Here is an 18,360-nt window from a genome sequence, read left to right as displayed (position 1 = left end):
GCTTTCCCTAATCTTCTTGAGCTGACGCTTTACTGCGGCCTGGAGGTGGTCTCATTTCCTACTGGTTGCGCTGGGTCAGCGAATACGAACGCGTTTGTTTTGCTTAACCGCACTTTCCAGCTCTACCTTGAGGACGTCGATAAAGCGGTCGATATCGCTCTGGCTTTCTAGATACAAGCCGTTCCCTAGTTTGTTGAACACACTGGTCGCTGCCACCTCGACCACCGGTTTGGGCGGCGCTACAGGTTTGGAGGTTGGCACCAGGGCAGGCGCTCGGTCTTCCTTGACGCCGTTAGCTGTGTTGGCTGCCTGTGCGGCCTTGGCCTGCTCTTCCTGAAGCTTCTGCAAGCGTTCAACCTCGGCCTGAATGGCGCGCTCCAGATCGAACACGCCGTCGTTCAGGCGTTCGTCAGCGCTCTGGGTTTGCAGCATGTAGATGTTGGCGATGCTGGTTTCGGTCTCTAGGTCCGCCTTGACCAGTTGCAAGGGACGCAGTAAGCGGTTACTCAGCTCAGCGGTTTCGATACCGCTTTTGGCAATCTCGGACTGTAATTGGGCGATTTTCTCGTCGACACGGGCCAGGGCATGTTGACGCTTTTCAGCCAAGATGGCGGCGTTAATGGTTTCTACTGTTTCAACCAGTGTGGCGACCTGGTGCAGCTGACCGTAGGGCGTGGTGTTCTGCTCAATGGCTTTCAGCTCGGCCAGCGCTTTGCGGGCTTTCTCGTCTTTATCAAGCGCTGGTTTGTTCTTGTCGAAACGACGCAAGGCCAGCTGCAGCTGCTGCCAGGTATGCAACTGGTTGGTGAAGAACTCGTGTAGATCCCGGTAGTCCTCTTCCAGATCCAGCAAGTCATCCTTGTTGTCGACCACGGCCTTGAAAAAGTCGACGCTATCAGTGTTGCTCAGCAGGCGCTGCAGGCCGAGCAAGGCCTGTTCTATGGACTCTTTGCCAGGGAAGCGCCCGGCGCTAACCGTTGCTTTGTATTTTTCCAGGTTGGTGCGCCAGCTGCCGAAATGCACGCAGTAATACTCAAACAACTCCTTCTCGCCTGCTGGGCCAAGGGCGTTGAACAGCTCCTGGGTCAGATTACGTGCTTGCTTGAGCAGTCCTTCGTCGGTCTGGCGCTTCTTTTGCACCGAGACTTCACGGCGCTTACGGCTGTTGGTGAGGTACTCGAAGGCGTCCGGCAGCGGCATACTGGGGCCCGCGGCGTGGAACGAAATACGGCTGGAAGCGGCCAGGCGACCGAGGACCAGCAGGATCTCTCCGTCCGGCCAGCCATAGGGGCGCTTACTGAAACGCTCGATGATGTCTGCGACCAGCAAACGTTCGTTGCCGGAGGCGCGCAGTGAGATGAATTGTTCAACTTCCTTGATGGCCTGCGGATTGCCTTCATCACCGTCGAGGGTCAGGCCGAGTTGGCCGATGTCGTTAGTGTGCAGAATGGCGTGGAGTTCACGCTCGGGCTCCTGCTGTAATACTCGCAAGTAGCCTAATTTGGTGAAGGTGTTTTCAAGGAGGTACTGGCACACCTCGTCGAACTTGCTAACAATATTGTTGCTTTTGAGCTTCAGGTGCTGCCCTTGTGCATAGACCTCTGCGCGCTCGGCCAGCTCTTCAAGTAGCAAGCGCAGGCGCTTTTTACGCTCTTGGTTTTCGCGACCTCGTTCGGCGAGGATCTTGCTCAGCTCAGGCTGGCTGCCGTCGTCGTTGAGGCGGATGAACTTGTTGGTCTTCAGCCAGGTGCGCAGCTCGGTGAAGAAATCCTTGCTATCGGGTAATTTGAACAGTGCCATGCCGGCAGGAGCTTCGTTGCTTTTATTGATGCAGCCGGCTTCGCCATAGAGGGTGTAGTCGAGATCCAGTGGCGAGATCACTTCGGTACGGAGGTCGTGCTCGTAACGGCCTTCCAGGCTGTGGCCGTCGAGGTAGCGACCGATACTGTAGTCGGTCTTGTTGACGCTGTAGCGGAACTTGTTCTTGTCCTTGAGCAGGTCTTTGTAGATCAGGTCCGACAGTGCCTTGTTCTCTTCTGAACCGGCGATCTCTGTGGCCTTGATCTTGCGGGTGATGTCGCGTTCCTCGTTTGTGAGGAAGACAAATTCGTCACCGTTGCGGGTGATCAGGCTTTCCTTTTCAAGGCGCTGGAGGGTTTCTTCGATGCGGCGACGTAGCGCTAGTTTGTCTTCGTCGACCTGTTCAATGGAGAGGGTGACGAGGTTGTCGAGGGTGCCCTTGATCAAGTCGACATAGCGGATCATGAACAGGGTGCGCAGTATCTGTACGTCGAAGGCGTCGAGGACGCTGCTTTCGCCCGCTTGGTCGATGGTGCGCTTGACGGCTGTATCGAGGAAGCCTTCGACGGCGCGGTAGAAGCTGTACATGGGAATCAGCGCGCCGAGCGGTTTCTCCGCAATGGCCATAGCTGCCATCTGGAAGGCATCGAGCATGGAACGCTCTCCGTAGGCCAGGTGCGCTCCGGTGGCACCGACCTTACGGATTTCCTCGAAAACCTTTTGCACCAGCTGGAAGTGGTACGGCGCAAAGGGGTAGTTGCTGATGAAGCTTTCCGGACCATCGAAGTTCTTCAGGGTCGGGCCGGAGCGGTCGAAGGTGATCTGGTTGCGCAGGATGTCGCCTTTCTGTTCCCAGAGGGCGCGCAGCTCGGCTTCAGCTTCCGGTGTTTTACGCAGCAGACGCTTCTGGATGACCTCGTCAGTGTTGGAGCTGGACAGTGAAAGTCGGGTTTTGAAGCGCCCGGCAATTTTCGAGAAGTCGTTGGCCTTGGAGGCGGACAGCTCGCCCAGTACGGCATCCATATCGGCTTGAGAGGTGACGATGATCCAGGCGCGGCCTTTGCAGATGGTGCCGAGGTTTTCGGTGATGGTCTGTAGGGTCAGCATCAGTTTGGTGTCGCTGCCGATGAACTGACCGACTTCGTCCACCAGAAACAGCACGCGGTGTTTGGCTGGCTGGGTGTCGAGGTATTCGCGCACCCAGTTGCAGAAGTTTTCGACCGAGACGCTGAACGTTTGTTCGGAGTCTTCGAACCATTTGTGCGCAGCCTCAGCAGATAGGTCGAGGGCTGCGGCTACCGCTTGCTCAATGTCATCCTGGTAGAACTGATAGCCATCACGTTCCTCAGTCCAGTCCATCCCAGTGGACTCATTAAAGGCTTGCTTGAATCGCTCATAGGCGCCGCGCTGGGCTAGGTGACGCTCCATGTGGGCGATGTGGGGATGGTCGCCACTGAAGCCTTGATGCTCGTTGAACACCCGTAGGAAGACATTGAGGATCGGGTTGCCGGCATCGTTGGAGCTGGCTTTGCTGTCGATGTTAAACAAGATGACATCGGCACTGTTGGCAACGGCCTTGTCGATGTCGGCACGGATGGTGGCATCACGCAGTTTACTCGCATCAAAGAACGAAACAGCCTTGCGGGCATTGCCCTGGTCGTCGCGCGCTTCGATGTTGGCCAGCAGGTATGACAAGGTCTTGAGGAAGTGCGACTTACCCGAGCCGAAGAAACCGCTGATCCATACGCCCACGCGGTTGGCGATGGAGGGATCGTTCAAGTCAGTACTGTAGGACTCGAAGAAGCTGCGGAAGTGTTTTTCCAGCTCGTTGGTGACAACGTACTCATCCAGCTCTTGGTGCACGGTTGCGTCGTCGGACTGATCCGCCTTAACCACGCCGTTGATCGGGCGATCGAGTTCCTTGAAGAAAATATCTTTAATGCTCACGGCAATCGTCCTTATTTATCAGGGAACCAGCTTGAAGGCGCGGTAGTAGTTGTTGCTGGGAATGCGGTCGAACAAGGCGAGTGACTGCCCTGAGTAATGACCGGGGTAAAAAAGAACCAGAGGCTTGTGGCCAAGCAGCGCGTGTAGCTTGTTGAGAAGGTTGTGGGCGCGAAGAACCGGCCAAACTGAGCCAACGCCACTGATTAGCACCACGTCGTGTTGATCGGCGTCGCTGTGTTCCATTAGGAAGGGCGCGAATTTATCCATATGCAACGGTCCGGATAGCGCCTTGAGCAACGCGAGGTCACCTTTGGTTTGCTGCATCTGAATGGCTTTTTCAGTGAAGCTGCGTTGATCCAGATACTCGCGCATAGCCTGCAGCAGATTGATATGAGCCACTTTGAGCTGACTGTGCTTCTTGGCAAGGAAGCCCTGCAGAAAACTGAGGTATTCGCGCACCTGCAGCTCATCCTCGGGGGCATAGTCGAAGATCCAGAAACCGAGCTCATTGCCCAATCCTTGGCTCTTCAAGAACTCTTCGGTGAGGATCTTGTCTGGGATCTGGTTTAGCCGATCCTGCAGTTGCTGATTCATGCGAACACTCCTTATTCCACGCCTACTGTCCGGTGGCATTGGATACTTCCAAACAGGCTTTTATGCGATAGCGGTAGCTGTCATCCAGCAATACGCGGACCTCTGACCGAATCATCAGTTTTTGTAGTTTCATGTTGCGGGTGCTTTTCAACAGGCCGACCTCGGCCAGCATGCGATAGACGACCTGCGCCATCTTCTTACGGCTGGACTCCGTCCAGGTGGTGATGGTCGAATCTCGATGGCTGCGTTCATCCAGAAACTCATTCCAGTGGTAGGGCTCTAGCACGCCGGCGCGGGTGACGAAAGCGTCTTTGAGGACGGTCTCGATGAATTCGACGAGGAGCAGGTTGCGCTCCAAGGCCGAGCAGAAAACCACTTGGGTGGCGAGTTCATCATCTCCATCTCGAATCGCCTTCCAGAAAGGGGCATCCAGTCGCTCCAGTCGCTTGCGGATGGCGTGAGCCACACGCTTGGCCGAGGCAGGTGCGCGTTTCTGCAGCCGGTTCTGTTGCTGTATGGCCTCATGCCATTGCTCAGGGCTGGCGTCCTTCAGCAGCAGGTCTGCAACGATGCGTGATTCACGCACCTGCAACGAGCCGCCGATTAAGTCAGAGTCGTAATGGAAGCTATGCATGTCTATTCCCCATCACTGCTAAAGCGGAAGGGAGTTAGCTTGGCGCGATCAGCTGGAAGCAATTGCAATGGATGCTCGTGTACTCGCTCAGCTTCTTCCGAGGTGATGGCAGCCTGATAACGTTGAAGGGTGTAGTGGGCAAGTGCTGTGCGAACGGTCAGTTGCAGACGGCCTTCTGGCATACCAAAATCGCGTTCAACCAAAGACTTTTGGGCATCGCTAAGTAGTTCATTAGGGATCAGTGTCAGGTTGACTTGGTCGTGCCAGCCACTGTCTGTACACGGTAAGGGGGCATGAGCGACGCACGATTTTGGCGTTCGGTAGATACGTGAGAGTAAAAAGTCGCGGAAGGCCAGGCGCTTATGGCACCAAGCGCGAACGTGCCAGCGGAAGCCCGTATAAACGAGTGTGTGAGGTGAAATCACACGTTCATGAATTTGCGGGTTGGACATGGAGGCGTAGAGCACTTTCAGGCTGCCGGCATTGCGGCAGGCTCTGATTAACTCGCGAACCACTTCAGGGCGGGCTGCACGATCTGGAAGTTGGACAGTAGTGACGCTGGGGTGAGCTTCCAAAACTTCAGACACGGGCTGATCAGATTGCTCGCCGATGAGTGTCATGTACTCATTGATGCGCCCAGCGCTCAGTACGGGCTGAAAGCCAGCCGTCGGGACATAGCCTTTAACTGCAGGGCTGTGAATTAGCGAGCCTGGATTGAATTCGCTGTTATAGCGATTGATGTCGGAAGAAGCTTGCTGGCGGCTGATGCCAAACCATGTCATCAACTGAGTGGTGACCAGGCGACCCTCCCAATAGCTGATTAGCTCTATCGCGCGTAGCCTGAGGAGGGCTTCGTGTTTGGGGAGCGGCATTGGCATTCCTGAATGTGAGCTGGTCCAGATGATGCCTGATACGAGGCGCCAGTGTAAATTTATTTACTGTAAAGTTTTTTGCGTTCTGAGTGATTTCGCGTGGATTGCTGATAGCGTCGGCGTCCGATGCGTGAAAATAGCGTCGATCTATTTTTAACGAGCGCAATTCTTAAGGCCTGCAGCCCCCTTTCTTTACTGGCTGCCGCGCTTGCGGGGACATCTTTCGTAGCGAGTTCCGGAGGGGCGTTGCGCAAGGCCAATCGACTCCAGTTGACTGCTAAAGGGCGTACCATCAACCGCCGACCAGGAACATCGGTCAGGTGATGAAACCTGTCGATAGTCCCGATAACAGCTGCCGATCCGGCATTCTCGGCTGGCTGCGTAGTCTCTCCAGGGCAAAAAATAAAAGGTTTCCCGTCCTGAAGGTTGCCCCTGGTGATGCCAGGGACAACCTTCTATGCGGAATCGGCTAGAGATAACCCCGTTCAGCCAACGATACGCAACCTTCATGGCCCACGACGACATGGTCCAATATTCGGGTGCCGACCATGTTCAGAGCGTTCTTGAGGGTTGTGGTCAGCGTGCGATCTGCTTGGCTGGGTTCGGGATCTCCAGAAGGATGGTTGTGAACCATAATTACGGCCGCAGCGTTGTGCTCTAGAGCGATCTTGATCACTTCTCGCGGGTACACGCTGGCACCATCCAGGGTGCCTCGGAATAGCTCCCTGAAGCCTATAACCCGATGTTTGGTGTCGAGCAATAGCAAAGCAAAGACTTCGTACTCGTGGTACTGCAGCAGTGTTTGCAGGTGGCTGAAGACCTGCTTCGGCTCAGTCAATGCCCGGCCTTTAGACAGACGACTCATTGCCAGTTGTTGCGCCATCTGCAGGATGTCGGCCTCGGTGACTGGTGATTCCATGACGTAGGTACCGGTCGTTTCACCAGCTTTGAGTTTGTGATATTTCATGGGGATTCTCTTGAATTGGAAGACATTGGGTCAGGTTGGACGTGTGATCAGTGGGCGCGAGCAGAGTGATCACTGCCGCTTTGGAGGGATTTGGATTCCAGCTTTTGTACCAGTGAGGTTTTGGCAGAGGCCGCTGGTTTGGGGGCGGCTTCTGCCTTGCTGGTCTGATCTTCAGCTGCGGGGAAGAACTCCTCGACGATGGCTCCGGTGTCCTCATCACTGTCTTCAAAGGCTCCGTTGCTAAAGCCCTGTTGTGCCGCGTGATCCAAGGCGGTCTGATCAAAACCTGCGGCTTGCCGGGTTTCCTCCAGTTGCTTGGCTTCCAGCAAGGCGTCTTCTAGGCTCAGCCCGCTGCGCACCGTGATGTCCACATAGAAGATCGGTGTGCCATGGCTCTGACGGGTGGATTTACCGCGTAGACGCAACTCCAGTGGCAGGCAGGCCAGGCGATTGCCGGAGATGGCTTGCAGATAATGCAGGCGCGCTGCCAGGGTGCGGATGCTGTTGTAGCCCGTGGTGCGAAAGACAAAACTGCCCAGAGGATCGTCATCGCCAATCACCACGTTCAGCCGGCCGTAAGGCTTGCAGGCATTGCCTTGAGCCAGTGAACAGCCATCCGGTGACGGGCAGGGCAACGACTGGATGCCGTCCTTGGTCAAACGCTTGCAGATCTCTCCATTGCCGACGCACAGTGGTCGTCCTGTAGTACGGTCGAACAGGCTGTAGTCAGCCCGAAAGTTGAGGTCTGGCTCGTTGAACAGCAACCGAATGGGAATGCTGCGCAGCTTGCCGTCCTGGCCATTGCGCAGTTCTTCGTTAAGGGGATGCAATAACCAGCCGTCGCGGTTCTGTACCTGAGAGGTTAGGGTGAACTGGTCGTCTTTCTCCGGCAGACGCTTGCCGTTCTTTTCGACGACCTTGCCGATGGAAATACGCCCGAGTACCGGAGGGGTGATGGCTAAACCTTTGAGCATGAGGGTTCTCCTGTATCTGAAATAAAAACGCCACCGAGACCGCGCAAACGGCCAGGGTGGCTTTGGAGAGAAAGGGCATGGGAATAAGGGAGGAGCGAACAAACGTTCAGGCCAGTAGAAAACGCCGACTGCCGGTTTTGGTGGTCGAGTAGCGCACTTGCAGATGGGGCTTTTCTTTCAGCAGGCGGGGGATGTCCAGGGCCACGCTGTCTTTGGCTTTCTTCCAAGTGACGCAGCCGGTTGCGAAGGTCGCCCGACTGGCATCGCCCATGGCCTGTTGCAACGTTTGCTTGAGCTGAGCTTCCTGCTTCTCCTGCAGAGCAATCGATTCGCGCACGTTCTGCAGTTCGGTAAAGGTCGTACAGAGCAGCGTATCCTGGCTAAAGTCCAGGCTTTGCCCATTGTCCTGTGGATATAGACAGCGCAACGCTTGCTCCGCCGAGGCAGAGCCGTCTGCTGGCGGCGGGGTATCACTGACGACGTAATCCCAGAACAGCCGCTCCAGGTCGATCAGCCGAGCAATCAGTGAATCGTCGCGTTCGATACGATGGATTTCCAGGTGCTGACCACCGAGCAGTACCGCCACATCAGCGGCCTGCTTGCCGGTGACGGCGAGCTGGTGCATGACTTGTAACTGCACATACTCCGGCACGCCCTCTTTCCAGAGGCGTGCGCCATTTATGCCGGCGGTTTTGCATTCAAGGATCTGCACTTCTGACGCGCCGATCACCTCACGGTCGATATTGGCCAGCATCCAGGCCAGTTTTGGATCAGGATGCTGCAGCACCGCATTGACCCGGCGGACCCGATGTCCACTGCGTCGGGTGTAGTGTGTTGCGACAATTGGCTCCAGGATGTTGCCCCAGTAAGCCGGACTTTCCTCGTCCTGCGGATCGAGCTTGGGCAATGAGGTATCACGTCCAGTTTTCTCCAGCCACAGCTCCAGCTGGGATTTGTACGGGTTAAGCCCGACGGCAGCGGCAGCATCCGAACTGCCGATGCCTTGCTTGCGCACGGCCAGCCAGTCCTCACGCGGCAGTTGTTTAGTCCCCACCAGGCGTAAGGCAGGACGGGGTTTGCTGCTGGGTTGTTGCAGCGATTGAGTGCTCATGATCATTTCCTGAGGCATAAAAAACGCCCGACCAGCACGAGGCTGACCAGGCGTTTTAAGGAGTGAGAAGAATGAGAAGGTGGTGAGGTTGATGAAGACAGCGAAAACTGGGGCTAAGCTGCAAGTTGTAGCGCAGCCTCCAGCGCCCGTTGCTTGATCTGTGCACCTTGACCAAACCAGGCAGAGTCCATGCGGTACTCGTTACTACGAGCCCTGCGTTCGTGATCGACGTACTCCGTTACTGCGTTGAGCAATCCCCACGCAGTTCCTTGAGCTGACTCCAGTGTTGATCCGCGCCCCTGACCTTCATACAAGCTCTGCACCTTGCGCAGCGCCCGTTCGTTGGGAAGTACTGCTGGTAGCGGACTGTTCGGGCTGGCATCACACAGCACGCTCATGAAAAAGCCCATGGCCTCATGCCACTGAACCTTGCGTTCAGACAGCATGCGCATCCGGTGCATAAAGGCGTCCCATTGCGAGACGGCGATACCTAACTGCTTCTTCACCACCTGCGGATCAAAGCGGGTGTTATGAGGCACTTTGATCGCACGGGTCGTACCATCAAGAGCGATGGTCAGGGTGTTGTTGCAGACCACTCTTACCGTGGTCGGGGTGGCGGTGGTGGCCAGTGTTCCGTCACAGGACGTCGCCAATAACAGATAGCCGTTGACCTGATCGTTGCCCTTCAACTCGGTCGTTTGACCGGTGCGTGCCAAGGCCCAAAACTTGCGGCCACCCTTCAGCACGCCAGCGGTCTCCAGCTCGTAGCCCGAAACTTCGGTGAGATCCCGATAGAATTCCAGGACTTCACGCGGTTGTACGATTTGGTAGCGGTTGGACACGACGGAGAGCGGTGCCTTGGTATCGGAGCGGTACAGCACTTTTTGTTCCGGGAACGAGTGGATGGTACCCAGTGGGCCGATGCTGTCGGCCTTGAAGTGAACAGGGCTTTCTTGAATCTTCCAATCCATGCCGGCTTCGCGTTGCCAGATTTCCAGCGGTTGCTTCTCTGAAAGGCGACTGCCCAGACCATGCCAGGGAGTTGCGCCTACATAAGCCATTTGTTCGATCAGGTGCGCCATGGGAGTTTTTCCTTGCGAATAAAGGGGGGGGCGGCGCCGTTCCAGTGGGGCACGACGCCTGTTTACAACGACTTAGTGGTTGACGCTGAAGCTGTAACCGCAGTTCAGGCATTGATAGTTGTTCAGCACCTTGTCATCCATTTGTTCACCCAGCGTGGCTCCGGCTATCCCGCCAGCAACGCCCCCAAGCAATCCACCGAGCAGAGCCCCGGCAATACTGCCAATGGCGATCCCGACCGGCCCACCGATCACTCCTAATACGGCCCCGGCTTCCGCTCCCGACAGGGCTCCAGCGGCCCCACTGGCCGCACCTCCTGCTGCGCCAATCAAACCACCCGCTTGTTTACCCACATTTTTAGTAACCACACGTCCAGAGTTGCAGCTTGGGCAAGGCGTATACATAAAAGAATTCCTCTCTGTTTACTGAGTCCACGTATCACGCAGAAATGCTGAATGACGCGCTCATCGTTGAGCGTTCATCTGGGTGATATAGGTCTGAGATTTTTTTGAATGAGGCTTGCCGAAACAGCGTCCCCGCGAGGGACGTTGTGGGCGGTATCTGAATGTGAGGTTTGGCGTTAGGGGCAGCTATTTTTGCTATTAATAGCTGGAATAGTACTGGCTAAGGGGAGAGAAATTCTATTTTGAGGGGGCGGGACAGAATTGCTGTCAAAGTGGCATGTTCTAAGGTGTAACGTTAGCAAGCGTTACGCTCACGTTCTTTGATATTTGAGTTGCTGCTTATAGGATTGCCTCGTCCAGTCCTAAAGGGTGCAATGATGTTTAATGAAAAATCAGAAGCGTTGGTTATGCTTCGCTTGAGAGATGTTTTAAAACGTACGGGTCTTTCTAGGTCAACTATCTATAACAAACTAAACGTGGCCTCTTGTCATTATGATGCGAAATTCCCAAAGCAGATACGTGTTGGGAAAACATCTGTGCGTTGGATTGAGAGCGAAATAAATTCGTGGGTGGAGGAGTGTGTGAAGCTGTCTAGGCAGAGTCATGGCTCAATGGCGGCTATTATATCTGCAATGGCTGTTTAATATTGATTTTTTGTATATTTTTGGTGATCCATGTATTTTAATTTTTTTAGGCAGCAAAATGCAAAAAAGTCTAATTTCGGAGATGATTCATATCCGAGTTTGTCACAATTTCCCTTGTTGGATGCTGCAATAAATGAGGCTCAAGCTAATATTCAGGCTCCGCGGGGATTGATTCAAAATGCGGCCCTAACTGCAATCTCTGTTGTCTTGCAGGGCCTTGTAGATGTTCGTAAACCCAATGGCCAGGTCGCTCCAACCTCTCTGATGCTTCTGGCTATTGCTGACTCGGGTGAAAGGAAGTCAACGGTTGAGAATGTTTTTTTGAAGCCGATCAGGGTCTTTCAGGCTAAACAGGGCGAGGAGGTGAAGGAGAGTCAGTCGGTGTGGAAAGTTAAGTACGATACCTGGATGGTTCGACGTAACGGAGTATTAAAAGCGATTACGAAAAAAGCATCAAAAGGGCTTTCTGCTGACGAAGAGGAGAAGGTTCTATTGGCTTTAGAGAAAGAAGCTCCAGCTAAGCCAAAAGAATTTAAGATCCTGTATGAGGACTCAACCTCTGAGGCTTTGTTTCATGGGATGTACGAAAATTTACCTGCGGCCGGTTTGATTTCAAGTGAAGGTGGAGGTGTTTTAGAAGGGCGCGCCTTTAATGACCTTTCAAAGCAAAATGCGATTTGGAGTGGTGACTCAATCACAATTGATCGTAAGACGGCGGAAAGCTTTAAACTTGTTGGCGCACGGCTGACAGTCTCTCTTATGGTCCAGGAGAGCGTATTTTCGAAGTACATGGCTCATAAAGGCGGGGTGTCTAGGGGATCTGGTTTGTGGGCGCGCTTTCTAATCTGTCGCCCGGCTTCAACACAGGGGACTAGATATGTAAGCACTCAGGTACCGTCCTGGTATCATCAAACACAATTTGCTTCGCGGTTGGAGCACTTTCTTGAGATGGGTCTTATTTGTTTCAGAGGAAATAAAAAAGAAAAAGAAGTGATCGGATTCGACTCCGAAGCGGCTCGGCTTTGGGTGGAGATTGCGAATGATATTGAGTCAAGGATGTGTGCAGGTGGAATACTGTATGGGCTAGGTGATCATGGTTCAAAGTTAGTTGAGGTTATTTCTAGGTTGGCTGCATTGCTTCATTGTTTTGAAGGGTTTGAGGGTGATATTTCGATGTCAACCTTGCAGGCGGCAACGGATCTTGCTAAATGGTACTCCAATGATTTTATAAAGTTGTTTGGGGAGAACTCTAAAGAGAACGATGAAGAGCAGGAATTAAATTGCTGGCTGGATAGTTTTCGTAAGGTGGGTAAGCGTTTTGTTAAAAAAAATTATATTTTGCAATGCGGGCCTGGGAAGTTTAGAAAGAAAGCTGCTCTTGAGCATGTTCTTTTGCGACTGGTAAATAACAGTGCTATCCGGATTTTGAATTATCCTGGGGACAAAACTATTTATGTTGATCTCTGTCCTTGGCAGGGTGGTGTGTAGATGATGCCAGTCTCTTTTCGGGGTACTAACTTTTTGAGTTGTTTTTGATATTTAGCGTTAGGTGTTTACGAGTTGTGTTGGTTTGTTTGTCTAGGTTTGATAGGAAGCATGTTCAAGGTGGTTATTGCTTGATTATGTATTACTATTTAATTAGGTTGTTAGGTTTGTAGTGTGGTTGTTAAGTTTAATTAAATCAGTTGTTTGATATTTGATTGATTGATCAATTAAGTTGATGATGCAATAGTTGGCGGTGGTGATGTCAACTGATCATTTGTCAGCAGCATGGCTCCCCAAAGCCATGCTGCTGGCTTCTTGAGGAATCAGTGAGTGATAGATGAAGTTGATTGGATTGATAATGGAGGGGCGTTAGATCTAATGGTTGAGGAAGTCGGAGGGCTTCCTATTTTAAGGGTAGAGGAAAGCTTGGTGTTGGAGTTGCGTTCTATTGAGAAATTAATGTGTGAGCTTACTGATAGTAAGGGCTTTTTGTTCTCTTCTTATACTCATCAACGTCACGGGGTGAAGGTTAAGGCTGAGAGGCTTGGTCGCTATTTTGTTGACAAACTGAAGAGGAGGAAGGGGGTGTTTGAATCGTACTTTCCTTCTCATGAAGTTAACCCATATGTGGAGGTTTTTTTCAAATGTGTTGATCGAGTCGAAGAACTTCATTTGCTCAGAGCCTGGCGGGATTTACGCAATGGAGCCGCTGAGGCTTTTTTAGTTAGAATGAATGATCTCGTAGAGTTTGTGCGGTTGGAGCTGACTAGTGATGCTTTTAAAGCCGTTTTGAAACGATTCCGTAAAGCGTCCTTTAAGCGAGTTAACAGCTTGGAAGGTTATATAGACGCTCTTTTTGCCAAGCACTCTAGGATGCTTGTTGTGCGTGTTGATTTGTCTTATCAGTCAGGCTTTGTAAGTGGTCGTGAGGATTTTTATGGCGATGTTGAAAAGGTAAAGGTACATTGGGCAAAAATGCAGAAAGATCTACACAAGGGCATTCCAGTTGATGGGTTGTTAGGCTTTGCTTGTAAGCTGGAGTATGGTCAGCTAAAGGGGTTTCACTTTCATTTGTTACTTTTCTATAATGGATCGAATCATCGTCAGGATGGGGTTCTGGCTAGAATGGTTGGTGAGTATTGGCGAGACTCAATTACGGCAGGAGCAGGACGCTATTTTAATTGTAATGCAGTCAAGGATAAATATAGATATCTTGGAATAGGCATGATCAGTTTTAATCAGTTGGACAGGGTAAGTGCTTTGAAGAATAGGGTGGCGTCCTACCTGACCAAGGTGGACTATTGGATACGGCTATCCCCTGAAAGTGGTAGATCATTTTTCAGAGGAAATATGCCAAAGCTGAAGTCTGTGAAGAGAGGGCGCCCCAGGGCCCGCGGGCCTGCTCAGGCAGTTCCTCGCATCGCCGGCTAGACACGCCTATGGCTTATTGGTCTTAGGTTTTTAGGTTGATGATGGTAGCTGCAGCGCCAGCTAACCTTGCCGTGAATCCCCAGTCTGAACTTTCTAGTTCTGTTTTCATGACTGTTCTTTTAGTTTGAACTTTTTGAGTTGTTTCTTGACTCGCGTTCCAGAAGTGTTTTGCTGCTTCGTTGATGAGAATTAGTGCGGTTGATGCGTGTTCTGGGTATTGGCTTAAAGCTTTGTCAGCTGGCATCTTTGTTGATTTTATTTTACGGTAATGCTCGTTTGGTAGTATTGCGAAAGCGGCTTGTTCGAGTAAGTCTTTCCCCTTGTAGTTGCACTTTTCCTTTAGATGTTTTTTTATCATTTCGATAAGCTCTTTTCGCTCATCTTCTGAGGTGATATTTATCTCGGGAATGAATTTTTCAGCGGTTCTATTTAATTCGAAAAGCTTGTTGGACTCCCAATAGTGCTGTTCGGATTTTTTGCTATCTTTGTTGTTTTCTGTATTTGTTTCTAGGATTCTTTTTGAATCCTCTGTTCTCATGATTACGTCGGCTTCTCTAATTATTATTTCTTCCAGTTTGTCGGGTGAATTTCTTGAGGTGATAAAGAAAGCTGCGTCTATTATCAGGGCTGGAAGTGGCTTTAAGCTTGTATTTAACAGCTCGCGTGCCGATACTTTCGCGAGGCCTTTTCCGCTTTCATGAAAAGCGTAGAGATTGAAGTCGCATTTTGAAAGTTCGCCATAATTTACTATTTTTTCCCAGTCGGTGGCGCTTATCGAAAGAAACTTTATGTCTAAATCTACTTTTGAGTGATAATCGTGATCTGCGCAAAAAGGCGTACCTTTATGCTGCTTTGATAGGCTTTTTGCTGTTCTGGGCTCATTGTCATTTAGAATGATAGCCGAGCCGGATACATGAACTGCAACCGTTCTTGGGCAGCGGCATAGAAGGGGGATCTGCAGCTTTTCAATTCTGTCTTTGAATTCACTTTCGGAGATGTTGTGCTCCTCAAGAAATTCAGTTGCTGATATAATAAGCCCTTTGTTTTTCATTTTTAATCGTGTCCTTGTTTAGCGGTGCTAGTCATTTCTCAGGGCTGTTGGAGTGGCTGTCTATATCAGGCTGGATAAATGTTTGCCGAGAACCTCCCAAGCCTCCGCCATTTCTTTAGCATAGCTATGACGCTGATAAGTGCGTTTTACCTTGTTTTCCTCTGTGTGGTTGAGGCAACGTTCAGCCACTTCAGGAAGTACGCCAATAGCAGTCATAATCGTCGCGCCTGTACGCCGCAGGTCGTGAGGCGTCCACTTTCCGCCTGGTAGCAATAGTGCTTGGGCTTTTGCGCTACGTCGGCTCATGGAGCCTTGTTCCGGAAGGCGCTGGCGATCGCCCAGCTGCTTGGTTACCGTTTTAGGGCATACGTGGTCAGTTATGTAGGTGTTCGGGTAGCACCAAGGTGACAGGCTATTAATCTGCTTTACGCGCTTGAAGTGGCTAATGGCAAAGTCTGAAAGGATGATGCTGTGCGGTTTACCGTTTTTACTATGTTCGGACGGAATCAGCCAAGTGCTTTGCTCTAGATCGATATGCTCCCATCGTGCGCTCAGGAGCTCACCAATTCGACAGCAGGTCGATAGGGCAATCCAGATTGCAGCTTCGGTGGTGACCTGCAGCCCCGCATCAGGGGCTTTCTTAGCAAGCAGCTTGATTTCATCATCACTCAGCACTCGATCGCGCTCGGTGTCTTTGCCACCTATCTTAGCTTTTCGAATACTGGCGCTGGGATCGTGCTCGATCAGGTCGCGGTCTACGGCAAAGCGGAACATTTGGCGCATAAGCGAAAAAACCATCTTGGCCATACGGTTTACACCGCGAGCGAGGAGGGCATCTGTCACCTCGGTGATATGACCCTTTTTCACATCAGCGACAGCCAAGTCGCCCAAGAAGGGCAGAACGTCCTTTTCAAACATCCGACGAGCCTCTGCACCCTTGTCCTTGCGGTTGATGAGATCAACCCTAGCCCAGTGCTCGAATAGGTCGGTAACAGTCTTGCGTGCCGCCTGGCGAGCTTGCTCGGCTTCGGCTTCTGCTTTCTCGGCGGTGAGTCGTGCCAATTCACCATCTCGGGCTGCGATACGGGCAGCTTCCTCGGCATCCAGATGTTCACGTAAGTTGCGAGTTCCACTTTGGTAGAGGCGTGACCACTCTCCAGCTTTAGTTCTTGCTTCCTTAAGGGTAAGCCCATCAGTGCCAGTGGCGTCATATGCACCTATGGGCAGAAACACCCTTCCACCGCTGGTGTCGGTATACCTGAAGTAAAACAGGCGCTCGCCATCTGGGCGAAGACGTGCCATGAATCGGCCGCAGCCGCGAGGAGCATCCTCGATCAGCCAGGTAGGTTTGGCTGGTTTTGCGTTCATCTGTTTGTCGGTGATCGTCGCCACTTTCGCTTCCCCAGAAAGGCCAGGCTCCAGATGGTCACCGTTGGGTCACCGTTTCTCGCTGGCTTTGGTAGAATGCTATCGGAAGCGGTTGGACTGTGTAAACTGTAATGATCCAATGAATACAGTGCTTTAGGTGATTTTGTTGGATTTATTAAGACTGGCTTGGATTACGGTTCACCTTTATGGGGTGCTAGGGGTCGAGTGTTCGAATCACTCCGTCCCGACCATTATTCCTGAGTAAAATCAGACACTTAAGCCGATCAGGTAGATCGGCTTTTTTGTGGCTGCGCAAAACTACCTGGTGATTTCACTGATATTTAGGTCCGTAATTGCCTCGGGCCATCTGATTTACTTGTAGTCTCGCTGGTAGTTTCTGGTCATGCCCTCGCTCGCATGGCCTGCGATCTTCTGTCCATCCTTTCCCGCTTTCTTGTACAGGTGTGCCCGCCCACTGCCCATTGCCAGAATAATGGTGAACAGCGGCCGTTTGATCGCTTGTTGTTGTCAGCTTCCATGTTGCGGCGCCAGTATTCGCTGATCTGCGACACGCTGTCGGACTTGATCCGTTTGAGTTCGGCCAGGCGTTCGATCTCGTAGGCGCTGAAGCCAAGCATCGATAGGGATTTCTTGATGGCGTCGGTGAGCGGGCTATTTATTTCCTAGAGAAAGCCTCGTTTAGTTCGGCTCTATGGAGTCAGCTTCTATCAGGCTGCAAGTTGATTTTCTCTGAAGGTTTCTTAGAAGGTGGTGCCGAATAGCAGCCAGGCTGATTTGCCGGCACTGCATCGCAGCTGATTTGGAAGCCGCCAACCCTGATGTCAGGGTCGCTTTGTCCGGGGCTGTACGCCGAACAAGCGCCGAGAGTTGCAAAAGCTATGAGGATCGCTAGGTATTTCATCTGGGGTCCATTCCTGTTTACTCCGGTTATCTACCGAGTATATCGAAAGTGTCCCGCCCGCCTAGCTGCAGCTTTTGGCTCGAACCTGATGTGTAACACTTTACGAGCCTCGGCACTCGACCGGGCTTTTGGCTTTTCGCCGTTCGTCCACTACTCGGCACTCACTGCGACCAGCCGACTCCCATCTTTAAGCGCGGATATCCCGGGCGTGAGAACGGAGAGCCAGCATGGAAATCAACGAGAACGCCCCAGGCAATATTTCACAGCAGGCAGTAACGCGCGGCACGGACAACGAGACAGGTCATGATCCAAAGCGTGATGAAGATAACATCCCGTCGCCACCGGACGACGAGGCACCTCTGGAGGAAGATATGTCGGACGTAGACGCTGCCGATTCAGTAGCGAGCGAGCACCCTGACAACTGAAGACTTGTCGATCAACGAACCCGGCCAGGCGCCGGGTTTGCTCTGGTTTCAGTGGTAGGGCCCGGCAGGATATGGCTTGAATTTCATTTAAATGCCAGCGCGAAATAAGTGCGCTATTGTCGGCATGGCTCTCCTGCGAAAGTCGCAGACGTAACAGCAGCCCAACTGCGGAGATTGATATGCGTGCCGAAGACGTTCTTGCCGACGACACAAACGAAGCAACATTTGACGGAGTGACCGTACGTAAGGGGACGGTCGGTGCCTTTTTGGCAAACGTACGCGTTTGGAGTGATTCGACGGCGAGCAAGGATGATCAACTGCTAGCGGAGCGAGAAATTATTCAATCTCTACCCGCTCTGAAGGCGATCGGGCTCCTCGATGTGTTTGAACCTAAGGATTTCCGGTTGCGTGAGTTGATCGCCAAGGCGGGCGTACCTCAGTAACGGCAAATCACGCCGCGCAGAAGTGATTCGATAGAAATACCAAACATATTCATCAGGCCTCGGCATTGCCGGGGCTTTTTCATGTCTGGAATGCATGCTTTTTCTTCGAAAGCATCCTGCACGACGGGCACAGCTTTTGGTTAGTCGGTTTTACTGAGGAAATTTCCCACATCCAGCCCCGATACTCGCTTGTTAGGCTCGGCCTCTT

At 52.2% G+C, this 18,360-nt stretch carries 17 protein-coding genes; 5 read left to right on the top strand and 12 right to left on the bottom strand.

The window, feature by feature from the left end:
* Positions 1–75: 75 nt before the first annotated feature.
* The 9 genes from brxC to FRT59_RS08175 all read right to left on the bottom strand — a co-directional run bounded on the left by brxC (position 76) and on the right by FRT59_RS08175 (position 10,383).
* Positions 76–3,747, bottom strand: coding sequence for a BREX system P-loop protein BrxC (gene brxC, locus FRT59_RS08215; protein WP_169918237.1), 3,672 nt, complete (start codon positions 3,745–3,747; stop codon positions 76–78).
* 18 nt (positions 3,748–3,765) lie between these two features.
* Complete coding sequence (locus FRT59_RS08210) at positions 3,766–4,341, bottom strand: DUF1788 domain-containing protein (protein WP_153330401.1); 576 nt, start codon at positions 4,339–4,341, stop codon at positions 3,766–3,768.
* A 22-nt stretch (positions 4,342–4,363) separates the two neighbouring features.
* A complete protein-coding gene (locus FRT59_RS08205) occupies positions 4,364–4,975 on the bottom strand; it encodes a DUF1819 family protein (protein ID WP_153870907.1) in 612 nt (203 codons plus the stop codon).
* 2 nt (positions 4,976–4,977) lie between these two features.
* Positions 4,978–5,847, bottom strand: a complete 870-nt coding sequence (locus tag FRT59_RS08200; RefSeq protein WP_153870906.1) for a BrxR family helix-turn-helix transcriptional regulator — start codon at positions 5,845–5,847, stop codon at positions 4,978–4,980.
* A gap of 469 nt (positions 5,848–6,316) precedes the next feature.
* On the bottom strand, positions 6,317–6,814 hold the full coding sequence (radC, locus tag FRT59_RS08195) for a RadC family protein (protein WP_153870905.1): 498 nt from the start codon (positions 6,812–6,814) through the stop codon (positions 6,317–6,319).
* A 47-nt stretch (positions 6,815–6,861) separates the two neighbouring features.
* Complete coding sequence (locus tag FRT59_RS08190) at positions 6,862–7,788, bottom strand: recombination directionality factor (RefSeq protein WP_153330408.1); 927 nt, start codon at positions 7,786–7,788, stop codon at positions 6,862–6,864.
* A gap of 106 nt (positions 7,789–7,894) precedes the next feature.
* Positions 7,895–8,899: a YqaJ viral recombinase family nuclease gene (locus tag FRT59_RS08185; protein WP_153870904.1), complete on the bottom strand. Its 1,005-nt coding sequence runs from the start codon at positions 8,897–8,899 to the stop codon at positions 7,895–7,897.
* A 113-nt stretch (positions 8,900–9,012) separates the two neighbouring features.
* Positions 9,013–9,981 (bottom strand): DUF932 domain-containing protein, encoded by a 969-nt coding sequence (locus FRT59_RS08180; RefSeq protein ID WP_153870903.1) that lies wholly within the window; start codon positions 9,979–9,981, stop codon positions 9,013–9,015.
* Positions 9,982–10,053: 72 nt separating this feature from the next.
* Positions 10,054–10,383 (bottom strand): hypothetical protein, encoded by a 330-nt coding sequence (locus tag FRT59_RS08175; protein WP_153870902.1) that lies wholly within the window; start codon positions 10,381–10,383, stop codon positions 10,054–10,056.
* 374 nt (positions 10,384–10,757) lie between these two features.
* On the opposite strand from FRT59_RS08175, the gene FRT59_RS08170 reads away from it, so the two are divergent.
* The 3 genes from FRT59_RS08170 (at position 10,758) to FRT59_RS27430 (ending at position 13,943) form a co-directional block, all read left to right on the top strand.
* Complete coding sequence (locus tag FRT59_RS08170) at positions 10,758–11,027, top strand: helix-turn-helix transcriptional regulator (RefSeq protein ID WP_332875330.1); 270 nt, start codon at positions 10,758–10,760, stop codon at positions 11,025–11,027.
* Between the two features lie 30 nt (positions 11,028–11,057).
* Positions 11,058–12,515 (top strand): YfjI family protein, encoded by a 1,458-nt coding sequence (locus FRT59_RS08165; RefSeq protein ID WP_153870901.1) that lies wholly within the window; start codon positions 11,058–11,060, stop codon positions 12,513–12,515.
* Positions 12,516–12,842: 327 nt separating this feature from the next.
* A complete protein-coding gene (locus tag FRT59_RS27430) occupies positions 12,843–13,943 on the top strand; it encodes a YagK/YfjJ domain-containing protein (RefSeq protein WP_153870900.1) in 1,101 nt (366 codons plus the stop codon).
* Between the two features lie 22 nt (positions 13,944–13,965).
* Here the strand turns inward: FRT59_RS27430 and FRT59_RS08155 are convergent, their stop codons facing one another.
* From FRT59_RS08155 to FRT59_RS26960, 3 genes are all read right to left on the bottom strand, one after another.
* Positions 13,966–14,994 (bottom strand): hypothetical protein, encoded by a 1,029-nt coding sequence (locus FRT59_RS08155; protein ID WP_153870899.1) that lies wholly within the window; start codon positions 14,992–14,994, stop codon positions 13,966–13,968.
* A gap of 60 nt (positions 14,995–15,054) precedes the next feature.
* Positions 15,055–16,386, bottom strand: a complete 1,332-nt coding sequence (locus tag FRT59_RS08150) for a site-specific integrase (protein WP_126588273.1) — start codon at positions 16,384–16,386, stop codon at positions 15,055–15,057.
* Between the two features lie 377 nt (positions 16,387–16,763).
* Complete coding sequence (locus FRT59_RS26960; RefSeq protein ID WP_167524255.1) at positions 16,764–17,000, bottom strand: hypothetical protein; 237 nt, start codon at positions 16,998–17,000, stop codon at positions 16,764–16,766.
* 511 nt (positions 17,001–17,511) lie between these two features.
* Here FRT59_RS26960 and FRT59_RS08145 point away from each other — a divergent pair.
* Positions 17,512–17,709 (top strand): hypothetical protein, encoded by a 198-nt coding sequence (locus FRT59_RS08145; protein WP_034120549.1) that lies wholly within the window; start codon positions 17,512–17,514, stop codon positions 17,707–17,709.
* 179 nt (positions 17,710–17,888) lie between these two features.
* Positions 17,889–18,152: a DUF7709 family protein gene (locus FRT59_RS08140; RefSeq protein ID WP_153837976.1), complete on the top strand. Its 264-nt coding sequence runs from the start codon at positions 17,889–17,891 to the stop codon at positions 18,150–18,152.
* Positions 18,153–18,360: the final 208 nt, after the last annotated feature.

It is taken from the genome of Pseudomonas haemolytica, from assembly GCF_009659625.1.
Lineage (GTDB): Bacteria > Pseudomonadota > Gammaproteobacteria > Pseudomonadales > Pseudomonadaceae > Aquipseudomonas > Aquipseudomonas haemolytica.
The sequence above is the reverse complement of the archived record's forward strand: the minus strand, read 5'-3'. Positions and strand labels throughout refer to the sequence as shown.

Coding starts and splice junctions, on each gene's coding strand:
- FRT59_RS08210 (WP_153330401.1), bottom strand. CDS start 4,341: ATGAATCAGCAACTGCAGGATCGGCTAAACCAGATCCCAGACAAGATC.
- FRT59_RS08205 (WP_153870907.1), bottom strand. CDS start 4,975: ATGCATAGCTTCCATTACGACTCTGACTTAATCGGCGGCTCGTTGCAG.
- FRT59_RS08200 (WP_153870906.1), bottom strand. CDS start 5,847: ATGCCGCTCCCCAAACACGAAGCCCTCCTCAGGCTACGCGCGATAGAG.
- radC (WP_153870905.1), bottom strand. CDS start 6,814: ATGAAATATCACAAACTCAAAGCTGGTGAAACGACCGGTACCTACGTC.
- FRT59_RS08190 (WP_153330408.1), bottom strand. CDS start 7,788: ATGCTCAAAGGTTTAGCCATCACCCCTCCGGTACTCGGGCGTATTTCC.
- FRT59_RS08185 (WP_153870904.1), bottom strand. CDS start 8,899: ATGAGCACTCAATCGCTGCAACAACCCAGCAGCAAACCCCGTCCTGCC.
- FRT59_RS08180 (WP_153870903.1), bottom strand. CDS start 9,981: ATGGCGCACCTGATCGAACAAATGGCTTATGTAGGCGCAACTCCCTGG.
- FRT59_RS08175 (WP_153870902.1), bottom strand. CDS start 10,383: ATGTATACGCCTTGCCCAAGCTGCAACTCTGGACGTGTGGTTACTAAA.
- FRT59_RS08170 (WP_332875330.1), top strand. CDS start 10,758: ATGATGTTTAATGAAAAATCAGAAGCGTTGGTTATGCTTCGCTTGAGA.
- FRT59_RS08165 (WP_153870901.1), top strand. CDS start 11,058: ATGTATTTTAATTTTTTTAGGCAGCAAAATGCAAAAAAGTCTAATTTC.
- FRT59_RS08155 (WP_153870899.1), bottom strand. CDS start 14,994: ATGAAAAACAAAGGGCTTATTATATCAGCAACTGAATTTCTTGAGGAG.
- FRT59_RS26960 (WP_167524255.1), bottom strand. CDS start 17,000: ATGCTTGGCTTCAGCGCCTACGAGATCGAACGCCTGGCCGAACTCAAA.
- FRT59_RS08145 (WP_034120549.1), top strand. CDS start 17,512: ATGGAAATCAACGAGAACGCCCCAGGCAATATTTCACAGCAGGCAGTA.
- FRT59_RS08140 (WP_153837976.1), top strand. CDS start 17,889: ATGCGTGCCGAAGACGTTCTTGCCGACGACACAAACGAAGCAACATTT.